The organism is Reyranella sp. GW821-FHT12G01 (genome assembly GCF_058806575.1).
On sequence record NZ_JBXAPV010000001.1, the window covers coordinates 2,972,763 to 2,998,271 of the forward strand.

General features: G+C 66.0%; 21 protein-coding genes and 1 tRNA gene. 12 read left to right on the plus strand and 10 right to left on the minus strand.

Translation table 11 applies throughout. The annotated features are described in order from the left end of the window. The first annotated feature begins 30 nt into the window (after positions 1-30). The 10 genes from AC1RP5_RS14350 (at position 31) to AC1RP5_RS14395 (ending at position 12,570) form a co-directional block, all read left to right on the plus strand. On the plus strand, positions 31-1,077 hold the full coding sequence (locus AC1RP5_RS14350) for a threonine aldolase family protein (RefSeq protein ID WP_493111535.1): 1,047 nt from the start codon (positions 31-33) through the stop codon (positions 1,075-1,077). Positions 1,078-1,084: 7 nt separating this feature from the next. Continuing rightward, a complete protein-coding gene (locus AC1RP5_RS14355) occupies positions 1,085-3,382 on the plus strand; it encodes a molybdopterin-dependent oxidoreductase (protein WP_493111537.1) in 2,298 nt (765 codons plus the stop codon). 93 nt (positions 3,383-3,475) lie between these two features. Beyond that, on the plus strand, positions 3,476-3,658 hold the full coding sequence (gene hemP / locus AC1RP5_RS14360; RefSeq protein WP_493111539.1) for a hemin uptake protein HemP: 183 nt from the start codon (positions 3,476-3,478) through the stop codon (positions 3,656-3,658). A 230-nt stretch (positions 3,659-3,888) separates the two neighbouring features. Then, positions 3,889-5,499, plus strand: a complete 1,611-nt coding sequence (locus tag AC1RP5_RS14365; protein ID WP_493111541.1) for a multicopper oxidase family protein — start codon at positions 3,889-3,891, stop codon at positions 5,497-5,499. Positions 5,500-5,506: 7 nt separating this feature from the next. Then, positions 5,507-6,322 carry an FAD binding domain-containing protein gene (locus AC1RP5_RS14370; protein ID WP_493111542.1) on the plus strand — a complete coding sequence of 272 codons (816 nt, stop codon included), beginning with the start codon at positions 5,507-5,509 and terminating at the stop codon, positions 6,320-6,322. Then, positions 6,319-9,021 carry a molybdopterin-dependent oxidoreductase gene (locus AC1RP5_RS14375; RefSeq protein ID WP_493111543.1) on the plus strand — a complete coding sequence of 901 codons (2,703 nt, stop codon included), beginning with the start codon at positions 6,319-6,321 and terminating at the stop codon, positions 9,019-9,021. Before AC1RP5_RS14370 ends, AC1RP5_RS14375 begins: the two co-directional genes overlap by 4 nt. Beyond that, positions 9,018-9,983: an antibiotic biosynthesis monooxygenase gene (locus AC1RP5_RS14380; RefSeq protein WP_493111545.1), complete on the plus strand. Its 966-nt coding sequence runs from the start codon at positions 9,018-9,020 to the stop codon at positions 9,981-9,983. Before AC1RP5_RS14375 ends, AC1RP5_RS14380 begins: the two co-directional genes overlap by 4 nt. A 68-nt stretch (positions 9,984-10,051) precedes the next feature. Beyond that, positions 10,052-11,056: a methyltransferase gene (locus AC1RP5_RS14385; protein ID WP_493111547.1), complete on the plus strand. Its 1,005-nt coding sequence runs from the start codon at positions 10,052-10,054 to the stop codon at positions 11,054-11,056. 196 nt (positions 11,057-11,252) lie between these two features. Next, positions 11,253-12,086 carry a phytanoyl-CoA dioxygenase family protein gene (locus AC1RP5_RS14390; RefSeq protein ID WP_493111549.1) on the plus strand — a complete coding sequence of 278 codons (834 nt, stop codon included), beginning with the start codon at positions 11,253-11,255 and terminating at the stop codon, positions 12,084-12,086. A 13-nt stretch (positions 12,087-12,099) separates the two neighbouring features. Then, positions 12,100-12,570: a DUF3828 domain-containing protein gene (locus tag AC1RP5_RS14395; protein ID WP_493111551.1), complete on the plus strand. Its 471-nt coding sequence runs from the start codon at positions 12,100-12,102 to the stop codon at positions 12,568-12,570. Between the two features lie 7 nt (positions 12,571-12,577). Here AC1RP5_RS14395 and AC1RP5_RS14400 read toward each other — a convergent pair whose 3' ends face one another. Together AC1RP5_RS14400 and AC1RP5_RS14405 are read right to left on the minus strand one after the other, a co-directional pair. After that, on the minus strand, positions 12,578-13,381 hold the full coding sequence (locus AC1RP5_RS14400) for a class II aldolase/adducin family protein (protein WP_493111552.1): 804 nt from the start codon (positions 13,379-13,381) through the stop codon (positions 12,578-12,580). Positions 13,382-13,411: 30 nt separating this feature from the next. Then, entirely contained in the window at positions 13,412-14,635 is a 1,224-nt protein-coding gene (locus tag AC1RP5_RS14405) for a S1C family serine protease (protein WP_493111553.1), read from the minus strand. Between the two features lie 179 nt (positions 14,636-14,814). Here AC1RP5_RS14405 and AC1RP5_RS14410 point away from each other — a divergent pair. Beyond that, positions 14,815-14,890, plus strand: a tRNA-Glu gene (locus tag AC1RP5_RS14410). A 71-nt stretch (positions 14,891-14,961) separates the two neighbouring features. Here the strand turns inward: AC1RP5_RS14410 and AC1RP5_RS14415 are convergent. Further along, entirely contained in the window at positions 14,962-16,509 is a 1,548-nt protein-coding gene (locus AC1RP5_RS14415; RefSeq protein WP_493111554.1) for a radical SAM protein, read from the minus strand. 351 nt (positions 16,510-16,860) lie between these two features. Continuing rightward, positions 16,861-17,151, minus strand: a complete 291-nt coding sequence (locus tag AC1RP5_RS14420) for a hypothetical protein (protein ID WP_493111556.1) — start codon at positions 17,149-17,151, stop codon at positions 16,861-16,863. Between the two features lie 77 nt (positions 17,152-17,228). Here AC1RP5_RS14420 and AC1RP5_RS14425 point away from each other — a divergent pair, with 77 nt between their 5' ends. Next, positions 17,229-18,953, plus strand: a complete 1,725-nt coding sequence (locus AC1RP5_RS14425; RefSeq protein WP_493111557.1) for a hypothetical protein — start codon at positions 17,229-17,231, stop codon at positions 18,951-18,953. A 3-nt stretch (positions 18,954-18,956) separates the two neighbouring features. Here AC1RP5_RS14425 and AC1RP5_RS14430 read toward each other — a convergent pair whose 3' ends face one another. From AC1RP5_RS14430 to AC1RP5_RS14455, 6 genes are all read right to left on the minus strand, one after another. Continuing rightward, the gene (locus AC1RP5_RS14430; RefSeq protein WP_493111559.1) at positions 18,957-20,051 is read right to left on the minus strand and encodes a malate/lactate/ureidoglycolate dehydrogenase; all 1,095 of its coding nucleotides are present in this window, start codon (positions 20,049-20,051) and stop codon (positions 18,957-18,959) included. A 1-nt stretch (position 20,052) separates the two neighbouring features. After that, positions 20,053-20,817, minus strand: coding sequence for an SDR family oxidoreductase (locus AC1RP5_RS14435; protein ID WP_493111561.1), 765 nt, complete (start codon positions 20,815-20,817; stop codon positions 20,053-20,055). A 182-nt stretch (positions 20,818-20,999) separates the two neighbouring features. Continuing rightward, positions 21,000-22,100 (minus strand): ABC transporter ATP-binding protein, encoded by a 1,101-nt coding sequence (locus AC1RP5_RS14440; RefSeq protein WP_493111563.1) that lies wholly within the window; start codon positions 22,098-22,100, stop codon positions 21,000-21,002. Positions 22,101-22,107: 7 nt separating this feature from the next. Continuing rightward, positions 22,108-23,016, minus strand: a complete 909-nt coding sequence (locus AC1RP5_RS14445; RefSeq protein ID WP_493111565.1) for a carbohydrate ABC transporter permease — start codon at positions 23,014-23,016, stop codon at positions 22,108-22,110. Beyond that, positions 23,016-23,945 (minus strand): carbohydrate ABC transporter permease, encoded by a 930-nt coding sequence (locus AC1RP5_RS14450; RefSeq protein WP_493111567.1) that lies wholly within the window; start codon positions 23,943-23,945, stop codon positions 23,016-23,018. Before AC1RP5_RS14450 ends, AC1RP5_RS14445 begins: the two co-directional genes overlap by 1 nt. 84 nt (positions 23,946-24,029) lie before the next feature. Continuing rightward, positions 24,030-25,370, minus strand: coding sequence for an ABC transporter substrate-binding protein (locus tag AC1RP5_RS14455; RefSeq protein ID WP_493111568.1), 1,341 nt, complete (start codon positions 25,368-25,370; stop codon positions 24,030-24,032). Positions 25,371-25,509 lie beyond the last annotated feature (139 nt).

The following is a 25,509-nucleotide window of genomic DNA, read 5'->3' on the forward strand; positions in this document are numbered from 1 at the left end:
GGCGCTTCAACAGTTTCAAAAGGACAAGGAATGAATTTCCGCAGCGACAACGAAGTGGGCGCGCATCCCATCATTCTGGATGCCGTGACGCGGGCCTTTTCGGGCGGCAGCACGGCGCCGTCCTATGGCGCCGACGACTGGACGCACAATGTCGAACGCCGCCTGCGGGACATCTTCGAGAAGCCCGACCTCGTGGCCTTTCCGGTGGCCACCGGCACCGCCGCCAACTCGCTGGCGCTGTCCTGCTGCACGCCGTCCTGGGGCTCGATCTACTGCCACGCCGAGGCGCATATCGTCGTCGACGAAGCCAACGCGCCGGAATTCTTCACCTCGGGCGCCAAGCTCTGCACGATCCCCGGCCCTGCCGGAAAGATGGACCAGAAGAAGCTGGCCGAGGCGCTGGCCCAGCCGGTCTACGGCGTCGTGCATCACCCGCAGCCGGCGGCCGTCAGCATCACCCAGGCCACCGAATGCGGCACGGTCTACGGTCCCGACGAAGTAGCCTCGATCGCCACGACGGCGCACCGCCACGGGCTGAAGCTGCACATGGACGGCGCCCGTTTCGCCAACGCCGTATCCTATGTCGGCTGCTCGGCGGCCGAGCTCTCCTGGATGGCGGGCGTCAATGTGCTGAGCCTGGGCGCCACCAAGAACGGCGCGCTGGCGGCCGAGGTGGTCGTGTTCTTCGAGCCGGAACTGGCGCGCGAGTTCGAGTTCCGACGCAAGCGCGGTGGCCACCTCTTTTCCAAGATGCGGTTCCTGTCGGCCCAGCTCGAGGCCTACCTGACCGACGGGCTGTGGCTCGCCAATGCCCAACACGCCAACACCATGGCGCGCCGCCTCGTCGCCGGGCTGACGCCGCTGAAGGGCACCCAGCTCCTCTACCCGGTCGACGCCAACGAGATTTTCGTCATCCTTCCGGCGCGGATGCATGATGCGCTTCAGGCCGCAGGGGCGCAGTATCATCCCTGGACGTCGGACCGGCCCGGCGAGCGCGCTTATCGCCTCGTCACGGCCTTCGACACCGAACAGACGACCGTCGACCGCTTCCTGAGTATCGCCAAGAAAGCAGCGTGAGCGTTCCATGACCCATCAGCGTACCCTGACCGCCGCCCACTGGGGCGTCTACGAAGTCGAATACGACGACAAGGGACAGGCGACGAAGCTCCATCCCTTCTCCAAGGACCCCGATCCCTCGCCGATCGGCCTGCACATGCTGTCCGACGAAGTCGCGCGCATGCGGGTGCGCCGGCCGGCCTTCCGCAAGAGCTGGCTGGAACACGGGCCCGGTGCGAACAGCGAGAAGCGTGGGCAGGAACCGTTCATCGAAGTGCCGTGGGATGAGGCGCTCGATATGGTCGCCGCCGAACTCAAGCGTGTGAAGGACGCGCACTCGAACCGCTCGATCTTCGGCGGTTCCTACGGATGGTCGAGCGCCGGCCGCTTTCATCACGCGCAGAGCCAGGTCCATCGCTTCCTGAATGCGCTCGGCGGCTATGTCCGCCACCAGGATTCCTACAGCCTGGGTGCTGCGCGCGTGCTGATGCCGCACATCGTGGCCAGCATGGAAGACCTGATGGCGATGCACACGACGTGGGAAGTCCTCGCCGATCACTGCAAGCTGTTCGTCACCTTCGGCGGCGCGCCGCACAAGAATGCGCAGATCAGCGCCGGCGGCGCCATGGTGCATCGCCTCAAGGACGGCCTCTACGGCATGCGCGCCAACGGCGTGCGCTTCATCAACATCACGCCGACCGCCGAGGACCTCGACACCGGCGGCGATTTCGAATGGCTGGCGATCAAGCCGAACACCGACGCCGCGATGATCCTGGCGCTCTGCCATGTGCTCTACACCGAGAAGCTCTACGACCGGGAGTTCCTCGACCGCTGCACCGTCGGCTTCGACAAGTTCGCGCCGTCGCTCGCGGACAAGACGCCGGAATGGGCCGAGAAGATCACCGGCATCTCCGCCGTTCGAATCCGTGCGCTGGCCCGCGAGATGGCGGCGACCCGCACCACGGTGAATATCAACTGGTCGCTGCAGCGCTCGCATCACGGCGAGCAGCCCTTCTGGGCGCTGGTGTCGCTCGCCTGCATGCTGGGCCAGATCGGCCTGCCGGGCGGTGGCTTCGGCGCGAGCTACGGCCCGACCAACGGCATGGGCAGCAACTCTCCGTTGCTGGCGGGCCCGACCCTGTCGCAAGGCACCAACGCGGTCTCCGACTTCATCCCGGTCGCCCGCTTCACCGACATGCTGCTCAATCCGGGGGCCAAGATTCCGTACAACGGGAAGGTCGTCACCTACCCCGACATCAAGCTGATCTACTGGGCGGGCGGCAATCCGTTCCATCACCACCAGGATCTCAACCGCCTGCGGACGGCCTGGGCCAAGCCCGAGACCATCATCTTCAACGAGCAGTTCTGGACGCCGGCCGCGAAGATGGCCGACATCGTGCTGCCCGCGACCACCGGCCTCGAGCGCGACGATATCGGCTACGCGCGACGCGAGCCCTTCCTGATCGCCATGAAGAAGGCGCGCGAGCCGATCGGCGAGGCGCGCGACGACTACTGGATCTTCTCGGAGATCACCCGCCGTCTCGGCGCCGCCGACGTCTACACCGAGGGCCGGGATGCGATGCAGTGGCTCGTCCACATGCACGAGGAAAGCCGCGAGAAGTCGGCCAAGATGGGCGTCGAGCTGCCGTCGTTCGACGAATTCTGGGAGGCCGGCATCGCCAAGGTCCCTGGCGTGAACCACGACCCGGTGATGCTCGAGAAGTTCCGAGCCGATCCGGCCGCGCATCCGCTCCGCACGCCGTCGGGCAAGATCGAGATCTTCTCCGAGAAGATCGCGTCGTTCGGCTACGACGACTGCCCCGGTCACGCGACCTGGATGGAGCCGATCGAATGGCTGGGCTCCAAGACGGCCGAGCGCTATCCGCTGCACATGCTGTCGGACCAGCCGACCGACAAGCTGCACAGCCAGCTCGACCACAGTCCGCATGCCAAGGCGACCAAGGTTAAGGGCCGACAGCCGGTCACGATGAATCCGCAGGACGCCGCCGCGCGCGGCATCTCCGACGGCGACCTGCTGCGCGTCTTCAACGATCGCGGCGCCTGCATCGCCTCGGCCCGTCTTTCGGATCGCATCCGCCGCGGTGTGGTGCGGCTGTCGACCGGCGCGTGGTTCGACCCGCAGGATTCCGGCTCCAACACGCCGCTGGAAAAGCACGGCAATCCCAACGCGCTCACCCTCGATATCCCCGCCTCGAAGCTCAGCCAGGGCTGCATCGCGCAGACCTGCCTGGTCGAGATCGAGCGGTTCGACGGGGTGGCGCCAGCGGTGACGGCACACCAGCTCCCCGCCTTCTCGGGACGTTAAAGGAAAGGGCTTCAAAGGCTTCGCTTCGCCATTGACAAGGCATGCGTTTCATCTGCAAATGCGAGTGACTTGCAACTTAAGGAGCGAGCGAAGATGGACCAGATGGTGACGCTGCATTCCGCAGGCGATGTTTCCCGTTCGAAGCCCGAGCGCGATTCCATGAGCATCGAGAGCAGCACGCTCATGGCCGGCCGCCGTGAACTGATCATCCGCCACGGCGCCAGCACCTATCGTCTGCGCGTGACGGCGTCCGAGAAGCTGATCCTCACGAAGTAGGCCCGACGGTCGGGGGCGATGTTGGACATGCGACATCGCTCCGCTTTGGAGCACGCAAGCGACCGCAGGCTCGCACGCGGCTCAACTGTCAGCCTCAATCACAGGCTGTAGCCTCCCTTCTGGTCCCTGGAAGTGCTAATCGTCTCCGGGGAGCCGATCGGGGAGTGGCAAGGGTGGACAGGACGTCACGGCGGGACGGGCTCGACGGGCCACGCCCGGCAAGAGCAGCGATGCCAAGACGGCACCTGCTGAACGGCGGTACCGCACTCGGCGCCTCCCTGCTGCTGTCACGGACGGCAGACGCACAACACCAACATCACGTGCCGTCGCCCGCCCCGGCACGGCCGCAAGTGCAGCAGGCCCAGGCGCAACCACGGCCCGCGCCGCGCCCACAGCACGATCATTCCGCGATGGGCCTCGATCCCGGTCCCATCGTCGAGCCCCCTCCGCCCGCGATGGATCAGCCGCTGGTCGAACCCGAGGTGCGACGCTCGGTCAATGGCGTGCTGCAGACCACGCTGTCCTGCCGCTACGCCTACAAGGATATCGGCGGCCAGCGTCTGTACCTGCGCAGCTACGAGGGTGCGCCGTACGGTCCCACCCTGCGCATGAAGCCCGGCGAAACGCTGAAGATCCGGATGGCCAACGAGTTCCCGCCCAACCGCGATCCCATGCCAGCGAACTTCGCGATCCCGCACCAGTTCAACAACACGAACTTCCATTTCCACGGCGCGCATTGCAGCCCGAGCGGCATTGCCGACAACGTCATGCGTTCGATGCAGCCGGGCAAGAAGTACGACATCGAGATCGCGCTGCCGAAGGACCATACGCCGGGCACCTACTGGTACCATCCGCACCATCACGGCGGCGCCGACGTGCAGATGGCCAGTGGCATGGCCGGCGCGATCATCGTCGAGGGCGACTTCGCGGATGTTCCCGAGATCGCTGCCGCCCGCGAGCGCGTGATGCTGATGTCGCAGGTCGTGTTCGATGCCTTCGGCATGATCGAGAATTTCGCGACCCTGTTCCCGGAGACGGCGACCCGCTTCCTCGCGATCAACGGCCAGCGCCGACCGACGATCGAGATGCGGCCGGGCGAAGTGCAGCGCTGGCGCCTGGTCGGCTCGCAGTACCAGGACGACATGTTGCTCGAACTCGAGAAGCACGACCTGAACGTCATCGCCTACGACGGCATCGCGCTCCGCAACATGCAGTCGCTGAAGACGCTGCTGTTCGCGCCCGGCCAGCGCGCCGACATCCTCGTGCAGGCGGGCGCGCCCGGCACCTACGAATTCCGCGCCCTGCCGTACGACCAGGGCCATCCCTCCCCGGTCGGCCCGCTCGCCCGCGTCGTCGTCTCGGGCGATCCGATGCCGATGAAGCTGCCGGCACGCCTGCCCAAGCCGCCGCTGGAGGACATCAAGGACAGCGAGCTCACCGGCCGCCGCACCCTCGTCCTGTCTGCGATCTCACCGGAGGCCGACGCCGCCGGCCACTGGCAGGAATTCAAATTCTTCGTCGACGGCAAGAGCTTCGACCCGAACCGCATCGACCAGCGGGTGAAGCTGGGCGCGGTCGAGGAATGGACGATCGTCAACACGCACGAGCACGACGATCACGTATTCCATATCCACACCAACCCGTTCCAGGTGACGCAGATTAACGGCGAGCCGCAGAAGGATCTGCTGTGGCGCGATTCGGTCATTGTGACCCGCAAGGGCGGCAGCGTCGTCTTCCGCTCCCGGTTCCTCGATTACACCGGCATCTTCATGCTCCACTGCCACATGATGAACCATGAGGAGATGGGCATGATGCAGACCGTCGAGGTCTACAAGGAGTGATGCTCCAATGAACCTCAACACCATCGCGGAAGTGAAGCGACCGGCTTCCGCCGACGAGATCGGCCCGTGGCGCCCGAACTATGCGTGGCTGGCGGGCGGCACCTGGCTGTTCTCCGAGCCGCAGGTGACGACGGACACGCTGATCGACCTCGACTCGCTGGGTTGGGCGCCCCTCACCGCGACGGCGGCAGGGCTGGAGATCGCCGCCACGTGTCGCGTCGCTGATCTGCATGCCTTCAAGGGGCCGACGGACTGGAAGGCGGTGCCGCTGTTCCGCGACTGCATCAACGCGTTCCTGATGTCCTTCAAGATATGGAACGCCGCGACGATCGGCGGAAACGTCGTCATGTCGCTGCCGGCCGGCGCGATGATCTCCCTGACAGCGGCCCTCGAAGGCGTCTGCACTTTGTGGCCGCGCGATGGTGCTCCCCGGCAGGTTCCGGTCGTCGACTTCGTGACGGGCAATCATAGGAACGTTCTGCAGCCCGGCGAACTGCTGCGCTCGATCCACCTGCCGGCGACCGCGCTCACGAAGCGCTACGCCATGCGCCAGATGTCCCTCACCCATCTCGGGCGCTCGGCAGCGCTGATCGTCGCGACCGTCGATGATGACGGGAAAGACTTTCTCCTGACCGTCACGGCGTCGACGCCGCGCCCTGTGCATCTGCGCTTCGACCGGACGCCGACGGCCACCGAACTGCGCCAGGCGATCGACGAGCGCTTGCCGGCCGACGGCTACTTCCAGGACGTGCACGGCTCGGCCGCCTACAAGCGGCACATCACCTATTTCTTCGTCGAGCAGATCCGCGCGGAACTCGCATGAGCAAGTACGACGTCAACGGCCATCTCTATGCGGCCGAGCCGCGACCCGGCCAGTGTCTGCGTACCTTCCTGCGCGACCTCGAAGTGTTCGGCGTCAAGAAGGGTTGCGACGCGGGAGACTGCGGCGCCTGCACGGTCTGGATCGACGGCAAGCCCTTCCATTCCTGCCTCGTCCCGGCCTTCCGCGCCGAGGGCCGCAAGGTCACGACCATCGAGGGGCTTGCCGCCAATGGCGAAATGCACCCGATCCAGAAGGCCTTCCACGACGCCCAGGCCTTCCAGTGCGGTTTTTGCGCCGCCGGCATGATCATGACCACGGCGACCTTCTGCCAGGAGCAGAAGGACGACCTGCCTCACGCACTCAAGGGCAATCTCTGCCGCTGCACTGGCTATCGCTCGATCACCGATGCGCTTAACGGGAAATCCAACATCGAGCCCGACATTGCGGGCAAGGCCTGCGGCGCCAGCCTGCCCAACCCGTTCACGGATGCCATCCTGACCGGCAAGGCCCGCTACACGATGGACGTCGCGATGGAGGGCATGCTGCACCTCAAGGTGCTGCGCTCGCCGCACGCCCATGCGCGCATCATCGCCATCGACAAGACGGCGGCGCTGGCCGTGCCCGGTGTCGTCGCCGTCTATGCCTGGGAAGACGTGCCACGCCGCCTCTACAGCACGGCGCTGCACGAGGACCATCTCGTCGACCCCGACGACACCTACATGCTCGACAACGTCGCGCGCTTCGCGGGCCAGCGCATCGCCGCCGTGGTCGCCGAGAGCGAGGGTGCCGCGGAAGCAGGCTGCCGCGCGCTGCGCGTCGAATACGAGCTGCTGCCGGCCGTGTTCGATCCGGAGCAGGCCATGGAGCCGGGTGCGCCCCTTCTCCACGACAAGGACGTCGTCACCAGCAGCGGCAACATCTACTGCACCCTTCAGGGCGAGATCGGCGATGTCGCCAAGGGCTTCGCGGACGCCGAGGTCACGCACGAAATGACCTATTCGACGTCGCGCGTGCAGCATGTCCATCTCGAGACCCACGGCTCGATCGCCTGGCAGGGCGAGGACAAGCGCTGGCACGTGCGGACCAGTTCGCAGGGGCCGTTCGCTGCCCAGAAGAAGCTCTGCTACCTGATGGGCCTCACCACGCGCGAACTGCACGTCTTCACCGAGAGGGTCGGCGGCGGGTTTGGCGGCAAGCAGGAGATGATCTCGGAAGATCTCGTCCTGTTCGCGACCATGAAGCTCGGCCGGCCCGTGAAGTGGGAATGGACGCGCGAAGACGAATTCCTCGGCGCCACGACGCGCCATCAGATGACGACCCACGTCAAGATCGGCGCCCGCAAGGACGGCACGCTGACGGCCATGGACGTGCGCGTCGTGTCCAATACGGGCGCCTACGGCAACCACGGCGGCGAAACGCTGGCCGCCGCGATGGGCAGCCCGATCGCCGCCTATCGCTGCCCGAACAAGAAGGGCGCGGGTTACGCCGTCTACACCAACATGGTGCCGGGCGGCGGCTTCCGCGGCTACGGCGCCTCGCAGACCACCTTCGCCATCGAATGCGCCATCGACGAGCTGGCGCGCATTCTCGGCATCGATCCGGTCGAGATGCGCCGCAGGAACATCGTGCGCGTGGGCGACAACGTCGAATCGATCTGGCAGGAACCCAGCGACGCGAGCTTCGGCAGCTACGGCATCGACGAATGCCTCGACATCGTCGAGCGCGAGCTGGCCAAGGGCAACGGCGTCCCCAAGCCCGAGGGCGAGCACTGGGCCGAGGGCACGGGCGTCGCCCTTGCGATGCTCGAATGCGGCCCGCCGACCGAACATCGTTCCGGCGCGGAGATGCGGCTCCTTGCCGACGGCACCTATCACCTGGCCGTCGGATCGTCGGAGATGGGCAACGGCATCACCACGGCGCACAAGCAGATGGCCGCCGCCGTCATGGGCGTGCGCGCCGGCGACATCGCCATCATCAACGCCGATACCGATCGCACGCCTTACGACACAGGCACCTTCGCCAGCACGGGCACCGTCGTCGCGGGCAAGGCCGTCCACATCGCCGCGCAAGCGATGTGCGAGGACATCATCGCCTTCGCCAGCCGCCATACCGGCGCGGCGCCCGAACATTGCCGGCTGGACGGCGACGCGGTGGTCTGCGGCAACGAGCGGATTCTGCTGAGCGAGCTTCATGCGGCCGGGGCGGCGATCGATCATCGCTTTGCCGTCACCCGCAAAGCCTATCTCTCGCCGCGCACCATCGCCTTCAATGTGCAGGGCGTCCGGCTCGCGGTCCATCGGGTCACCGGCGAGATCCGCATCCTGCACAGCGTCCATGCCGCCGATATCGGCCGGCCGATCAATCCCATGCAGTGCCGGGGTCAGCTCGACGGCGCGGTCGCCATGGGCTACGGCTGGGCGCTGACGGAGAACATGGTCCACGACGAGGGCCACATGGTGAACCCGCAACTGCGCAACTACCGCATCCCGGCCTACGCCGACACGCCTCACACCGACATCTTCTTCGCCGGCACGATCGACACGATCGGTCCCCTGGGAGCCAAGTCCCAGGGCGAATGCGGCATCAACCCGATCGCACCCGCAGTGTCGAACGCGCTGGCGAATGCGACCGGCGTCCGCTTCGCCCACCTGCCGTTCACGCCTGATCGGCTCTTCGCCAAGCTCGCGGACCAGCGGTGAGCGGCGCGGCGACCTCGCCCGGACGCAGCGTCAGCATCGTGACGCAGACCTGCGTACGGCCGGAGCGCGCCGAGGATTTCGCGCGCTGGCAGGGCGAGACCAGCAGCTTCATCCAGGGCTTCCCGGGCTTCATCGAGCAGCGCCTGCTGCCGCCCAATCCGCCCCTGCAGGTCGACTGGGTGATCCTGCAGCGCTTCGCGAGCCTGCCCGAGGCGCAGCGTTGGCTGGCGTCGGCCGAACGCCAGAAGCGCATCGAGGGCGCGGCCCCCATGCTGGTCGGCCGCGACGACGTACACATCGTCCAGGACCAGGCCGATGGCGTCAGGCGCGCCCCGGTCTCGACCATCATTTCCACGCGGGTGAAGCCCGGCAAGGAAGCAGCCTACCGGGCGTGGGAGCGCAAGATCGCCGCCGCGCAGTCCAAGGCCCCCGGCCTGCAGGGCTACCGGTTCGAGCCGCCGGTACCGGGCGTTCAGGAGGATTTCGTCGCCATCCTGCGCTTCGACACCGAGGCCAACCTGCAGGCCTGGCTGGACTCACCCGTGCGAAAGACGCTGATCGACGAGGCCACGCCCCTCACCGACGAATTCCATTCGCGCATCGCCAGCTCGGGCTTCGAACAGTGGTTCCGCGATGGCGGCGCCGCCGACAGCGCTCTTCCCGTGTGGAAGATGAACATGCTGGTCCTGCTGATGCTCTACCCGATCGTCATGCTGTTCGGGTACTTCGTCGGCACGCCGCTGCTCGACCGGTTCTTCGGGTTACCCTTCGCGGTCTCCCTCTTCCTCGGCAATGTCGTGAGCGTCGTCCTGACGGGTTTCCTGGTCCCCTGGATCGCCGGCCATTTCGGCTGGTGGCTCAGTCCCGCGCCCGAGCACAAGCTGCGCATCAACGCGCTGGGCGCCACCCTCCTCGCGGCGCTCTATGCCGCCATGGTCTTCCTCTTCCTCCGCCTGCTCTGACCCTCGCCGCGGCCAGCGGACGCCCCGACTCTGCGCTATGGTCGGGCAACAAAAGAGGAAACGTCAGAATGCCGGAACCACAACGCCTCGACACGACGCGTTTGCAGAAGATCGCCCAGGCCTACTGGGAGAGTGCGGCCCTGATGGCCGCGGTCGAACTCGAGATCTTCACCGCCATCGCCCACGGCCATGACACGATTCCTGCCGTGGCGAAGGCGGCCGGGATCTCCGATCGCAATGCCGAGCGGTTGTTGACCGTCCTTGCCGCCATGACGCTGCTGTCGCGCGACGGCGACCGCTTCGCCAACGCCGCCGACGTCCAGCGCTTCCTGGTGAAGGACGGTGAGCGCTATGCAGGCCCGTGGATACTGTTCACCAAGCCGCGCTGGAAGGCGTTCGGCGAACTCTCGGAGCGCCTGCGCGACCCGCAGGAGAACCGGCTCGGCGCCTATGTGAACTTCACGGTCGAGGATGCACGCCGCTATCACGCCGCCACCTATTCGATCGGCATGGGCGCGGCACGCCTGTTCAGCCGCAGCGTCGACCTTTCGGCCCGCAAGCTGATGCTCGATCTCGGCGGCGGCTCCGGCGCCTACAGTATCGTTGCCACCAAAACCTTTCCCGGCCTCAAGGCGATCGTCCTCGACCTGCCTCCGGTCACGGTCGTGGCCGATGAATACATTGCCGCCAACGGCGCCGCCGAGCGCGTCAGCACCCTGCCCGGCGACTTCACCGAGACCGCCTTCCCGCAGGGCGTCGATGTCGTCGTCATGGCGAGCAACCTGCCGCAATACGAACCCGCCCTGATCCGGCTGGTCGTCGCCAAGGCCTTCGCAGCCCTCATGCCGGGCGGCGAGATGCACCTGATCGGCGAGACCCTGCACGACGACAGGAGCGGCCCGGTCTCGGCCGCGCTGTGGGGTCTGAACGAGGCGATCCAGAACAGCACCGGCCGCGCTCACACGGAATCCGAGGTGAAGGGATATCTGCAGGACGCCGGCTTCGTGGACGTCATCGCCCACCCGTTCGTCCCTGGCGTTCTGTCCCGGATCGCGGGCCGCAAACCGGCCTGACACGAGCCGGGGGCATCCAGCTTCATTGGATGCAAAGTCGGCGACCATAAGTTCGGATATGTCGCGGCCCGCCGGCGAACAGGCGTCCGCGTCCTCCCCGAAGCTCGAGCCCCTGACTCCCGCCGGGCCGCCGCCCCTTCTTGCGCCTGCCCGGCAGGCCCGCCAGAGTCGATCGTCCCAGCAGGGCGGAGGTCCCATGGCCAGGCGTCTCAGTGCCGACGAAGTCTCACGCTATCGCCGCGACGGGTTCCATTTCCCCGTTCGCGTGCTGTCGCCGAAAGAGGCGCGCGCCTGTCGCAATCACCTTGAAGAGCATGAGCGGGCGACGGGAGGTCCCATCGCCGGCAACATGCGCCACAAGGTGCATCTGCTGTTCACCTGGGCGAACGCCCTGGCGCGCCATCCCGCGATCCTCGACGCGGTGGAGGATGTCATCGGTCCGGACATCCTGTGCTGGAGCAGCACCTTCTTCATCAAGGAGGCGCACTCGCCCTCCTTCGTGTCGTGGCATCAGGACGCCACCTATTGGGGCCTCAGCACCGACGAGGTGATCACGGCCTGGGTGGCCTTCGCCGACGCGCCCGTCGAGAGCGGCGCCATGAAGTTCTGGCCGGGAAGCCATCTCAAGAAGCAGATCGAGCATCGAGACACGTTCGACGAGAACAACCTGCTGAGCCGCGGCCAGGAGATCGCCGTCGAGGTGCCGGAGGGCGCCGGCGTCGACGTCGCCCTACGCGCCGGGGAGATGTCGCTGCATCACGTGCTGCTCGCCCATGCGTCGGGGCCGAACACGACCGGCGATCGCCGCATCGGGCTGGCACTGCGCTACATCCCCCCGCATGTCCGGCAGCTCAAGGTGCGTGACTCCGCGACGCTGGTGCGCGGACGCGATCGCTACGGAAACTTCGACCCGGAGCCCGCCCCTCGGGCCGATCTCGATGCGGCGGCGCTCACCACCCACAAGGAGGCAGTTGAGCGTTCTGCGAAGGCGCTTTATTCCGGCACCGACCGGACGACTTTTCGCGCCTAGGCAGGAGCAGGATTTGAACGCTTGGAAACCGGGGCGCCGCCTCGTCGTGGCAGCCGCGCTGGCGGCCGCCTTCAACGCGGCCACCGCGACGGCGCAAACGGCAACGGCCCAGGCTTTCGTGGAAGGCCTCTACAGGCCGTATCTCAACAAGGCTTTCAAGGGACAGCCCTACGAACAGACGGCCCGCTTCTTCGTGCCCGCGCTGGCCCAGGCCATGGACCGCGACTATCGCGAGGCCAAGCGCCGCAACGAGGTGCCGACCCTGAACGGCGACCCCTTCGTCGACGCGCAGGACTGGGAGATCTCGAAGCTGTCAGTCGACGTAACGGCCAGGGACGACACAGCGACCGCCCGGGTGTCGTTCCAGAACTTCGGCGAGACCAAGCGCGTGGTGCTGGAGCTGGCGAAGACGCCGGTGGGCTGGCGCATCGCCGAGATCAAGGCGCCCAGCGGCTCCCTGAAGGCGCTCTACAAGCTCAGGTAACGATTGGTCAATGGCGCCAGCTCGAGTCGACCTTGTCCAGCTTGCGCACCAGCGCCGCGAACTCCAGGTCGCCGATGCCGACCGCCGATTCCATCTCCGAGAAACGGTCCATGTCGGCGCCCGACTTGGCCGCCAGATTGTCGCCCAGCACGTTGAGCGTTCCGGCCGCGGCCGCGTCGAGCTGAATCTGGCAGGCGCGCTCCAGGCGATAGAGGCGCAGGAAGGCTTCCGGCACCGAGCGGCCCGTGGTCAGCAGGCCGTGGTTGCGCAGCATCATCGCCTGGTTGTTGCCGAGGTTTTTTAGCAGCCGGTCGCGCTCGTCGAGATCGAGGCTGGGGCCTTCATAGTCATGGTACGAGAGCTTGCCGTGGAAGGCAGTCGCCACCATTGACACCGGCAGCAGCCCATCCTTCAGCGCGCAGACCGCCATGCCGGCCCGCGTATGAGTGTGCATCACCACCTTGTGCCGGTCGGCATGGGCCATGTGGACGGCCGAATGGATGACGAAGCCCGCATAGTTCACCGGATGCGGGCTCGGCTCGACGATCTTGCCGTCGAGGTCGATCTTCACCAGGTTCGAGGCCGTCACCTCGTCGTAGTTGAGACCGTAGGGATTGATCAGGAAGTGCGGCGCCTCGCCCGGCACGCGCGCCGTGAGATGGCCGTAGATCAGTTCGGTCCAGCCGAAATGGTCGATCAGCCGGTAGGCGGCGGCGAGCTGCCGGCGCAGCACCCACTCGCCATCGGCCGGCGGCAGCGAATGAATGTCGATGCCGGTGAGCGGCAGTTCGGAAGCGATCGGCATGTCCATGGCGGGTCCTCCGGCGACGGCTGCAAAATACTATCGGGCGTATTCTTCGGCGGCGATGGCGAAATTGACGTTCTGGGCGTCCCTGATCATGAAGGTCGTGATCCCGATCAGGTTGCCCTGCGCGTCGAACAGTCCGCCGCCCGACGATCCGCGCGAGATCGGCGCCGACGTCTGTACCAGGCGTTGATTGTCTTTCACGCGCTTCGACGAGACGATGCCGTCGGCGAGGGTCAGTTCGAGGCCACGCGGCGCGCCGATCGTGAACACCCGCTCGCCCACCTTGACGTCGGCGTAAGGCCGCACCCGCACCCACTTGGGCAGCGGCTCCGGCGGGCCGCCGACCCGGAGCACGCACCGGTCGGCACTCGGGTTCGCCGAGATCACCGCGGCCTCGAAGCGAACCCCTTCGCGCTCGATCGTCACCGTCGTGGCATTTTCCACGACGTGGCAGTTGGTCAGCAGCTCGCGGTCGCTGATGGCGATGGCCGATCCCAGCGACTTCTCCGCCTTGACCACGTAGACCGCGGCACCCGCCTTCTCGAACACCTCATAAGGCTTCAACTCGCTGCCGTCCCCCAGCACGAGCCGGACCGCAGAGGATTTTCCCGAACGATCGCCAACGTTGGGGCCAGCGGACGGTCGCGGCTGAGCCGGCGACGGCGGCGGCGACACCGACGGCTGGGCGGGTGGAATCGGCGGTGCGGGCGGCACCGGTGATGGCGGCGCGGCAGCGGAGGTGGAGGCGCCGGGCGGCGTGCCTGAGCCACCGCCATACCGGGCCGTGCAGTTCAGGACTTCGCTGAGCGCGGCGTAGGTGCCGTCCAGATTGAAAGCGTAGGTGTTGCCCTGCGCGCGGACGGTCATCCGGTTGCCCTTGCGCATCACGTCGAACAGCTCTTCCTTGGCCGGAAGCTCGGCCAGCGCCAGGTTCTCAGTCGCCGCAACGGCCCGCAACGGAAACGGACCTGCATTGTCGACGAGCACCGACACGTCGACGGCCTGGCCCTTGGTGAATCGCCACGATTCGTGGGTCCAGCCGACGCGCCAGCTATAGTCGCCCGACACCGAGAAAAGCATGCGGATGCCGCTCTTGTAGGGCGCGGATATCGCACAGTGCGAAAACTTGCCGGACCGGTCATGGGCGCTCAGCGACCACCCGCCGACCGTCGCCCGCGATCCCGGAATGAGATCGGCCCATGCGACACCGTGCCAGGAACAAGCAGCAACCAGGGCGACAGCTAGGGCGCGTTTCATGAGGCAATCCATGTGGACGACGACTGAGACGTTAGTTCCGAAAGTCTGCCACAGATACTGAAAGAGTCGAGCCACGCGGGTGGTGTTGCACCGAACCGTGAGAAAGCCGCCGAAACAGGGCCCATGACCGGGGTTGCGTCGGCGCTCCCATTCGACTATCAGTCCCGCTTCTGGCTCTAGCTCCCTTCGTCTAGAGGCCTAGGACGTGGCCCTCTCAAGGCTAAAACACGGGTTCGAATCCCGTAGGGAGCGCCAGCCGGAAACCTCGATGAAATCGAGATTTTACGGCTCGCCGGGTCGATGCACCCGGCTCGAGACCGGACGCGTCATTTGTAGACAAGTCGCGCCGTGCCCGTCTGGTTCGAACGGATGAAGTTGCAGCTCATGCACGTCTTGGGCAGCGTGCCGGAATTGAAGGTCGCCCGAAGCTTCTGGTAGCCGTCGCCATTCCAGCATTCCTCGAACGACCTGGCATGAATGGAGCCGAGTTCAGGCACAGTTCGCGACTGGCCGCACGGCTTCACGCGGCCATCGACCAGGATCATCGCCCGGTCGTACATCAGCCGGCAGTGGCCTTCGACGGAAGTGGTGCCGTGCAGGTTCCAGTAGGTGTCCTTGTGCCCGAGTCGGACCGCGGCCTTGAGACTCGGCCCCGTCGGCAGGTCGAGCGGGATGCGGACCGAGATGCCCAGTTCCTTACCGACACGCCGTGTCTCGGCCATGTAGTGGTTGGTCCTCTCGGGATCGCCCGTCAGGCCCTGCTCCTGCGTCCACGGCAGATCGTGGAAGGGAACCAGCCAGGCCGCCTGCAGTTCCTGGCCGCCATGCTCCTTGGTGAAGCGGACGAGATCGGGAAGCTGGTGGATGTTGCACTTCAGCATGACCACGCCAATGATCAGCTTGAGGTCGGGGCTGCGATACTTGTTGATGTGATCGAGGCCGCGCAGCAGCTTGTCCCACTTCCCGCGCAGCCGGACATATTCGTAGGTCTCCTGGTCGACGCCATCGACCGAGACAGTCAGCGTGGTGAAGGTCTGGCCGATCAGGCTGCCGAGCCGGTCGGTGATCAGGTTCGCATTGGTCACGGTGTTGAGGCGAACGCCTTCGTCGCGGAAGACCTCCAGCACTTGCTCGATCTGCGGATGAAGGAACGGCTCGCCGCCGCCGTGCAGTTTGCAGTCGCTGATGAAAGGCAGGGCCGGCCTCAGCCGCTCCAGCGTCTCGAACTTGATGAACGTGCGGTCGCGCCCGCGGCCCGGCCGGGTGATCGAGCAGGTCCGGCAGCGGATGTTGCAGGCCGTCGCCAGCTCGACATGGATGAGCTTGGGATAGTTGCTCAGGACCAGATCGCCGCGCCCGTGGTTGCCGCGCATATAGTCGAGATTGCGCTTCTTCAGGAGCGCCAGCATTCCGAAGGCCTTTACGCCGGCGACGGCGATCGCATGCAGGCGCTTGGATCTCGTCTTGAACGCCGCCACATCGAGAAGACGAAGCTGCGAATCCGAACGGGCGAAGCGCGATCCCGGCAGCAGGCTGCCGGAAGGAGCCGCAATGGCCGAGAAGAGCGCACGAACGATCTTCGAGCCGGTTCTCAATGAGACCGTCCTCAGGATCGAGTGATGGCTCAGCTCGGTCGCGATATCCCGGTAGATGCTTTTCGGCATCCAGCTCGCGGGCCAGGGTTCGCGCGTCGTCTGCGCAAGCCACCGGTAGGCATGATCGAGCTGGCGCTGAAACCTTTCGATCTGATCGCTGGCCTGCGGGGCGCGCCGCCAGCGCCCAGGCGGGATCGCGATCTCGGCCAACACCCGGGCGTAGATCGAAACGAGGAGGATTTCCTGGACGATGACTTCGTCGGAGAAGGCCCGTTGCAACGCCGCCCGGCACCGGTCGATCGCCGCTCGCGCCTCCTCCTCGCTTGCAAAGGCTGGGAGCGCACCATTTTGCGACCTGGATGGTGTCGCGGCGACCAGCTCTACTGCCGGCTCCGAAAGCGGCTCTCGATCCAGGACAAGCATTCTGCGTGTCTCCCTGACATCGGTGAGAGGACGACAACCAGGCCGGGAGCGGCTCTGGAATATTCGCCAAGTCTGAACCTGTCAGGTGACGGCGTCACGTCAGAATCGACGTTCCACCTCGCAAGGTACACGCGCCGGGATTGCATGGCGTCACCCCCTACGCGGGGGTTGCAGCTACGGAGGCAGCACGGTGGAGTGGTCCCAGCGCTAGGCCGCTTCGCCTCTCAACTGCGCCAGCCCGCGCCGCATCAGCGCCTTGGTGTAGCGTTCGCGCGTGATCACCGGCACCACGGCATTCTTGTCGGGAGGAGACGCGAACACGGCGCTCAATTCCTTCAGCTCGGCCTCGGCGAGCTTGAAGTTGCCGCGCTTCATGTAGCCCAGGGCGCGGAACAGCCGCTCCTCCTCGAGGTAGTTGGGCTCACGGTTCCAGTCGTCGAGCTGATGCAGCGCCGCCGCGAAACGCGCCAGGACCGTCGCCTTGAATTGGGAAGTCACTCGATACATGCCTAATATCCGCCCGATCCTGTTGCCAGAAGCGATGGTGCGCGCGCCGCCTCCGGGCCGCAAGCGCCGTGGCCGCGGCCCTTCTCGATTGGCTGAAGATTTTGAGCTTTCCCGCCCTTTTCCCGGATCTGGACGAAAAACCGAAAGGCCGCCTGGTCGATCTTGCCCTCCTCGTGACCGGCAGCGCCGCGGTCCTGATCGCCATCATCCTGTGGTTCGACAATGCGCAGGGCGGACTGACGGGCAACGGCGTCTTCAAGAGCCTCGAGTTGAAGCCGTGGGTGGCCGATCCGGCCAACGCCCCGCTCTACGCGTCGAATTACCTGTTCTATCCCGCCTATGGCGCGCTCTGCCGGCTGCTCGACCTGCTGGGCGTCTTCGCCGGCGACCCAAGACGCCAGCTCACCATCCTGAATGCGGCCAGCGCGAGCCTCTGCGTCGGGGTCGCCTACCTGCTGGCACGGGCGATCACCGGCGACCGGCGCGTGGCGTTGCTGACCGGGCTGTTTCACCTGTCGACCAGCCACGTGATGTTCCTGGCCATCGTCAACGAGGACATCATGCCGAGCTACACGGTGATGTTCGCTGCGATGTCGCTGGGCGCGGTGTGGCTCGCCCGGCCGACGATGACGCGCGTCCTCGCGGTCTCGGTCCTGTTCTCGATCGGCTGGCTGTTCGAATGGCGGCTGATGTTCCCCACCCTGCCGGCCATGCTGGCGGCACTTTGGTTCTGCGAGCCGCGCTGGGGCCGGCGCCTCGGCTGGGTGGCGCTGTTCGTCGCCGGCATGGTCGCGACGGCTGCCGTCGTCGCGCTCGCCTGGCGCGGGCATGCGGGCGCGGTCGGGCCAATCGATCTCATCTGGACCGGCAAGGCGGTGCGCTCGGTGTGGGCGGGCTTCACCTGGCCCAAGGTCGGCTATCTGTGGGACGGCATCGTGGCCTACCTGCTGGGAACCGGCGTCACGACATTCGACACGATCCCGGGTTGGGACATCTGGCGCTTCGCCACGAGCTTCTGGCTGTTGGCCCTCGCCGGGATTGCCGGTTCGACGCTGTGGCATGCCCGCGGCGACGGTCGCGCCCGCGCGCTTCTGGCGGTGTTCGGCGTCACTTTCCTCGCGGGCTCGGTGTTCAACCTCTATTCCCAGCCGCAGGATCCGCAGATGCAGATCAACGTCATGGCCTGGGTCACGCCGGCCTGGGCGCTGACCCTGCTCGCGGTGCGGCGACGCTGGCCCGCGCGCGGGCTCGCGGCGATGGCCGGCCTCACCGTGGCGCTGTTCGCCTACAATGTCTGGAGCATTGCACCGCTGCGCGGGCTCGACACCAAATGGCGTCTCGCCATCGAACGGCTGGAACAGCACGGCGATCCGGCCCGCACCGTCTTCCTGCTGCACGATTTCGACTGGACGATGGTCTACGCCTCGCTGCACTGGGGCACGTCCGAGCCCGGCGTCGCGCAGCTCGGCCCCGCGCCACAGGCGTTACCGAAATTCAAATGGATCGGCTTCACCGGCGAGGTCCTGCGCCATCCCGACTGGAGCACCGAACGGCACGTCGAGGCCCTGCGGCGGCAGATCGATCGCGCCCTGGAGCTCGGCTACGAGGTGCAAGTCGTGCGCCTCTGGGACATTCCCGAGGCGCAGCTTCTGACGGAAACCGGCATGGTGGCCGACGCCACCCGTCTCGGTGCGCTGCAGCGCCTGCTGCGCACCGACTATGTCGCGACACCGGTATCCGTCGATGCCGTGGCGGGATCGGTCTACCGGCTGCAGCGCGCAGCCGGCCGATAGGTCCTACATCGCGGCCTGCTGGATGCGCCGCTCGTCGAGGCCGACGGAGCGTGCGGTCTCCACGATCGCAGCCCAGGTGTCGTCCGGCAGCGGCACGCCCTCGGCGAGACGCTTGGCGCGGGTCCGCGACTCCTGCTCGCCCGGCACCAGGATCTCGACACCCGGCGTCGCGGGCTTGGAGCCCTTCACGAAGCCCACATACTTGGCGATGTCGGTCGGGAAGAAGCCCTCGGCGTCGAACACCTTCGGGTCGACGTAGAAGGACAGCATACCGTTGGCGAAACGGCCGCGCTTGGGATCGGTCGCGCCCGTGCCCGACAGCGAGCCACCCAGGATCTCGCACATGAAGGCGAGGCCCGAGCCCTTGTGGTCGCCGAACGCACGGATGGCACCGGTGCCCTTGCTGTGGTCGCGCGGGCCCGTCGGCGTGTAGTCGCCGTAGAGCAGGTGAGGATCGGCGCTGGGTTGGCCGTCCGGGCCGATCAGCGCTCCTTCCGGCAGCTTCTTGCCGCCCTGGCTGGTCACCAGCACCTTGCCCTCGGCCACGATCGAGGTCGCGAAGTCGAGGACCAGCGGATCCTCGCCCGGCCGCGGAACGCCGACGCAATAGGGCGCGGTCGAGAAACGCCGCTCGACGCCGCCGAACGGCGCCACGAGGACGCTGCCGGAGGCGTTTACGAAGTGGACCGAGACGAGGCCCGCTTCGGCCGCCATCTCCGCCCAGTCGCCGACCCGGCCGACATGGCCGGCATTGCGCAGCGTCACGGCCGAGAGGCCGTTCTTCAGGCACTTGTCGATGCCGATCCGCACGGCCTGCGGCGTCACGGTCTGGCCAAAGCCGTACTTGCCGTCGACCACGGCGATCACCGGCGTGTCGACCAGCACATCGACCTTCACGTCGGCGATGACGGTGCCGGTCTTCTTCTGCGTGGCGTAGCGCGGCACGCGCACCACGCCGTGGCTGTCATGGCCCGACAGGTTGGCGCTGACGAGGTAGCGGCCGATGCGAGCGCCCTCTTCTTTCGAGCATCCCGCGGTGGCAAAGATGTCCGCGACGAAGGATTCGAGTTCCTTCGCATTGATCGTCACGTTGCCCATGTCAGGACTTGCCGCGCTGCAGGTTGGCGACGTAGCCGCGGTTCCAGGTCGGGGTGATCCAGACCTCGTTGATCGTGATGTGCGCCGGCGCGCAGGCGACGTAGCGGATCAGGTCGCCGACATCCTCCGACTGCGCCATGCGCTTGCGCTCGGCCGGGGTGATCGGCACCGGTCGCTTGTCGAGGATCGGCGTTGCGACTTCGCCCGGCAGCAGCGCGCAGGAGCGGATACCGTTGACGCATTCCTCCTGATTGATGGTGTGGCTCATCGCGACGACGCCGTGCTTGGCGGCCGAATAGGCCGGGCCCGACAGCAGGCTCGGATGGCGCCCGGCCATCGAGGAGGTGTGGATCAGCACACCGTCCTTGCGCTTGCGCATCATCGGCAGCACCGCGGTCGTGCAATAGAAGGCGCTGGCGAGATTGCCGTCGATCACCAGCTCGGCATCGGCCGGTGTCAGCTTGGCCCACTGGCGCTTCAGGATGTTGAGGCCGGCGTTGTTCACCAGGATGTCGCAACGGCCGTACTTCTTCTCGATCTCCTTGGCGATCTTGGTGACCGCGGCCGCCTTCATCAGGTCACCCGGCTTCACGTCGGACGTGCCGCCGGCCTTCTTGATCATGGCCGCCGTTTCCTTGAGTGGCGCGCTGCGCCGGCCGGTCAGCACGATCGTGGCGCCCTCTTTCGCCAGCGCGACCGCCGCCGCCTGCCCGATGCCCGATCCGGCGCCCGTCACCCACGCGACCTTGCCCGTCAGAGTACCCATCACGCTCTCTCCTCGTTCTCTCTGAAATTCATTGTTCCCGAATGCCGTCCGGCCTCAGCCGCGCAGACAAAATCCTACGCCTTCGGCATCCAGCCGTCGCGTGGAGATGCGCAATGATTGCGGACGTTCGCCCGCAAGGCGACACGCCGGCAGCGCAATGAACGCTCCCGGTAGCCGATGCCTCAGAGCACCTTGCCGGTGCCGTCGTCGATCAGGTGCATGTTGCTGAGATCGGCACGGAGCTTCATCGACCGTGCCGCCGCGGCACCGGCGTTTGGATTGACGCGGCCACAGACTTCGCGGCCGTTCACCGTGAAGTAGACCAGCGTTTCCATGCCCATCGGCTCGACCACGTCGATCACCATGTCGAAGTCGTGCTGGTTGGGCTCGATGTGCGGACGGGTCTCCGCGATATGCTCAGGCCGCAGACCCAGCATCAGGTTGGACTTGCCGACATGGGCCGTGTAGCGCGACGTGCGCTCGGCCGGCACCGGGAAAGACAGCGTGTCGTTCAGGCGCACGCGCAATGCGCCCGCCGCCTGCTCGAGTTGGCAGGAGATGAAGTTCATGGCCGGCGAACCGATGAAGCCCGCGACGAACTTGGTCGCCGGCGAGTGGTAGAGATCGTTCGGCGAACCGACCTGCTCGATCAGGCCGCCGTTCATCACCACCACGCGGTCGGCCAGGGTCATCGCCTCGACCTGGTCGTGGGTGACGTAGACGGTCGTCGTGCGGACCTTCTGGTGGACCTTCTTGATCTCGGTGCGCATCTGCACGCGCAGCTTGGCGTCGAGATTCGACAGCGGTTCGTCGAACAGGAACACCTTGGGATCGCGCACGATGGCGCGGCCCATGGCAACGCGCTGGCGCTGGCCGCCCGAGAGCTGCTTGGGCTTGCGGTCGAGCAGCTCGGTGATGTCGAGGATCTGCGCCGCCTGCTTCACCCGCTTGTCGATCTCGTCCTTCGGCGTCTTCTTGAGCTTCAGGCCGAACGACATGTTCTCGTAGACGTTCATGTGCGGATAGAGCGCGTAGTTCTGGAACACCATGGCGATGTCCCGGTCCTTGGGCGGCACGTCGTTGACGACGTCGCCGCCGATCGCGATATCGCCGCCGCTGATCTCCTCGAGACCGGCGATCATGCGAAGCGTCGTGCTCTTGCCGCAGCCCGACGGGCCGACCAGCACGATGAACTCCTTGTCGGTGATGTCGAGATCGATGCCGCGGACGGCGAGGACTTCATCGTACTTCTTGACGACCTTACGCAGTGTTACCTGAGCCATGTTTACTCTATCCCTTGGTCGCACCGGCCGTCAGGCCGGCAATGTAGTAGTCCATGAGGAAGGCATAGATGATGAGCGGCGGCGCGGCGCCCAGCAGCGCACCGGTCATGATCTGCCCCCAGTTGAAGACGTCACCCTTGATCAGCGTCGTGATGATGCCGACCGGCAGCACCAGTTCGCTGGCCGAGGTGGTGAAGGCCAGCGGGTAGAGGAACTGCGCCCAGGCCACGGTGAAGGTGAAGATCGTCGCCGCGATGATGCCGGGAAGCGCGACCGGGATGAAGATCTTGGTCAGGGTCTGCATCCAGGTGGCGCCATCGATCAGCGCCGCCTCGTCCAGCTCCTTCGGGATCGACGCGAAGTAGCCGATCATGATCCAGGTGGCGAACGGCACGGTGAGCGTCGGATAGAGGATGATCATCGTCCACCAGTGGTTCATCAGTTGGACGCCGGTCACCTCGTTCACCCAGGCGAACATCTTGAACAGCGGGATGAACAGCAGGGTTTCCGGGATCAGGTAGGTCAGGAACACGCCGGTGGCCAGCGTCGCCGATCCCCAGAACTTCATGCGCGCGAGCGCGAAGGCCGCGATCACGCTGATCATCATGGTCAGGATGACGACGCAGATCGACACGATCGCGGAGTTCCGGAAGAAGACCAGGAACTGGTTCTGCGACAGGAGGTCGATGTAGTTCTGGATCGTCGGATTGCTGATCCACCAGGGATTCGTCGCCGCCGATATCTCCTGGCTGGTCTTCAGCGAGGTCAGCAGCATGTAGATCGGCGGCATCAGGAAGAAGATCGCGAACAGCACGAGGAAGAAATAGGACCAGCGCAGCGCCCAGGCCCTGTCGCGGCTCATGCTGCCGTACTTGGGGCGGGTCGGCGCCCCGGTTGCGACTGCGGTGTTGGCCATCAGACTTCACTCCCCCGCTTGGTGATGTCGCGCAGGATGAAGGTCGCGGCGACGGCCAGGATCGGCACCATGAACAGCGACACGGCGGCGCCGAGCGGTATGTCACCGCCCTCGATGCCGACGCGGAAGGCCCAGGTGCCGAAGATGTGCGTACTGTTGAGCGGACCGCCCGCCGTCAGCACGCGCACGATGTCGAAGTTCGCGAAGGTGACGATCAGCGAGAACAGCGCGGTGATCGCGATGATGTTGCGCATCATCGGCAGGGTCACGTACCAGATGCGCTGCCACCAGGTGGCGCCGTCGATCGAGGCCGCCTCGTAGAGCTGTTCGGGCACCGACTTCAGCGCCGCGAGGTACATGATCATGAAGAACGGCGAGCCGATCCACACATTGACCAGGATCACCGAGAAGCGCGCCCAGCCGGCCTCGCCGGTCCACGGGATGTTGCCGATGCCGAACAGCGCCAGGATCCAGTTCAGCGCGCTGTAGGACGGATCGAACAGCCACAGCCAGGCGAGCGTGCTCATGGCCGGCGGAATGACCCACGGAACGAGGAGCATGCCGCGCCACTTGCGCTGGCCCTTCGAGGGAATGTTGTGGACGAAGTGGGCGACCACGAAGCCGATGATGGCCTTGAAGATCACCGCCGTGATGGCGAACAGGCAGGACTGGTAGACGACCAGCCAGAACGTATCGCGGCCGAACAGGAACTCGAAGTTCCCGAAGCCGACGAAGCGCGTCATGCCCTTGTTCAGGGTCGCGAGATAGACGGCAAAGCCCGCGGGATACGCGACCAAAATCGCCAGGAGCAGGATCAGTGGCAGCGCCATCAGGAAGGCGATGGTCGACTTGCGCTGCATGAGTTTGTGCAGGCTGCTCCGACGATCGCCTGCGAGGACGGCCGGATTGCGGGCGGCGATATCTGCCATGGGGTACTCCCGGCGGCGGGACGGATGGTGCAGTCGCGGGGACGCCGCCTCGGGCGGCGCCCCCTACGGATGCGGGACGACGCGTCAGTTGCGCGAGAAGCCCTCGAGCTCCTTGGCGGCCCAGTCGAGCGTCTTGTCCATGGCTTCGCCCTTGGCGTACCGGACGATCATCTGCGTCTGGATGGCCTGGGTGTAGATCTGCTCGGCGATCTTGTGCGGTGCGGGCGCCGCGGCGATCGAGAGCGTCTGGTGGTTGTGCGGGTTCGGGTAGTGGTAGAGCGTGCCCTTCGGCGGCCCTTCCTCGGCCCAGACCTTGAAGGTCGTGAGGTTGGCGAAGGCCGGCAGGTCATAACCCTGTGAGGCGTTGACCATCTTCTCCGCGGCACTCGCCTGCGACAGGTAGGTGATCAGGCTCTTGGCGGCCGGCTGGTTCTTGCTGAAGTTCCAGACGCCCCAGAAGTACGGCAGGAACGGCGCGTAGCGGCCCTTCGGACCGACCGGGAAGCCGTGCGTCCAGAGCTGCTCGGCGACCTGCGGCGCGTCGCGCTTGGCGACGGCCCAGGCGCTGGGCGGGTTCATGATCAGCGAGCCCTGGCCCGAGACGATGAACTTGTTGTTCGACGCGTCGTCCCACGACGGCACGTCGGGCGGCAGGAAGGCCATCAGCTTCTTGTAGTAATCGAGCGCCTGGCGGACCTGGTCGTTCTTCACGACGATGTCGCCCTTGGCGTTGACGAGCTGCGCACCGAAGGCGTGGAAGATCGCGCCGGCCGTGTCGACATTGTCCGAGGTCGTGCCAAGGCCGATGCCGAACGGGTTGCCGCCCTTCTGGCACGCTTCCGCCGCTTTCAGGAAGGTGTCGAGGTTCCAGCCGTCGGCCTTGGGGGCCTCGCCGGCCGGGTACATCGCCTGGATGTCGATGCCGGCATGCTTCTTCAGGAGGTCGATGCGCGAGCACGGGCCCTTGATCTGGCTGCCTGCGGTCGCCGGGACGGCGAGCCACTTGCCGTCGACCTTGCCGAGATATTCGACCGTGCCGTTGACGGCACCGTTGGTCTTGATCAGCGGCTCCATGATGTCGTTCATGGGCACGAGCTGGTCGGAATAACGGGCCGGCAACCAGGTCGAAAAAGCGAGCACGTCATGGCCCGACTTCGCCGTGCTTTCGGCCGCCGTGGTGAGCAGCAGCTTGTTGCCCTGGGAGGTGATGAAGTCCATCGAGACTTCAACTTTCTCCTTTTCGGCCCACTCCTTCACGAGGTCCTCGGTCGCCTTGTTGGCGCCCGGCACCCAGTGATCCCAGAATCCGACGGAGAGCTTGCCCGCGGCGTAGGCGCCCCGGACAAACGGCGCGGCCACGAACGCTGCGGAAGCCGCAGCAGTACCGGCCACGAATCGACGACGATTGACCTTCCTCGAGACCATGTTTCCTCCTCAGAGCCGTTTCGAACGGCCGATTAACCCAGCCCGCGTCTGTGCGAAGGCGATGGCTCTCATGCGGAGCCTTGGCATCGATGCTATGCACAAGACGCCGGGCAAGCAATGCATTTTGACATGCGGTCGT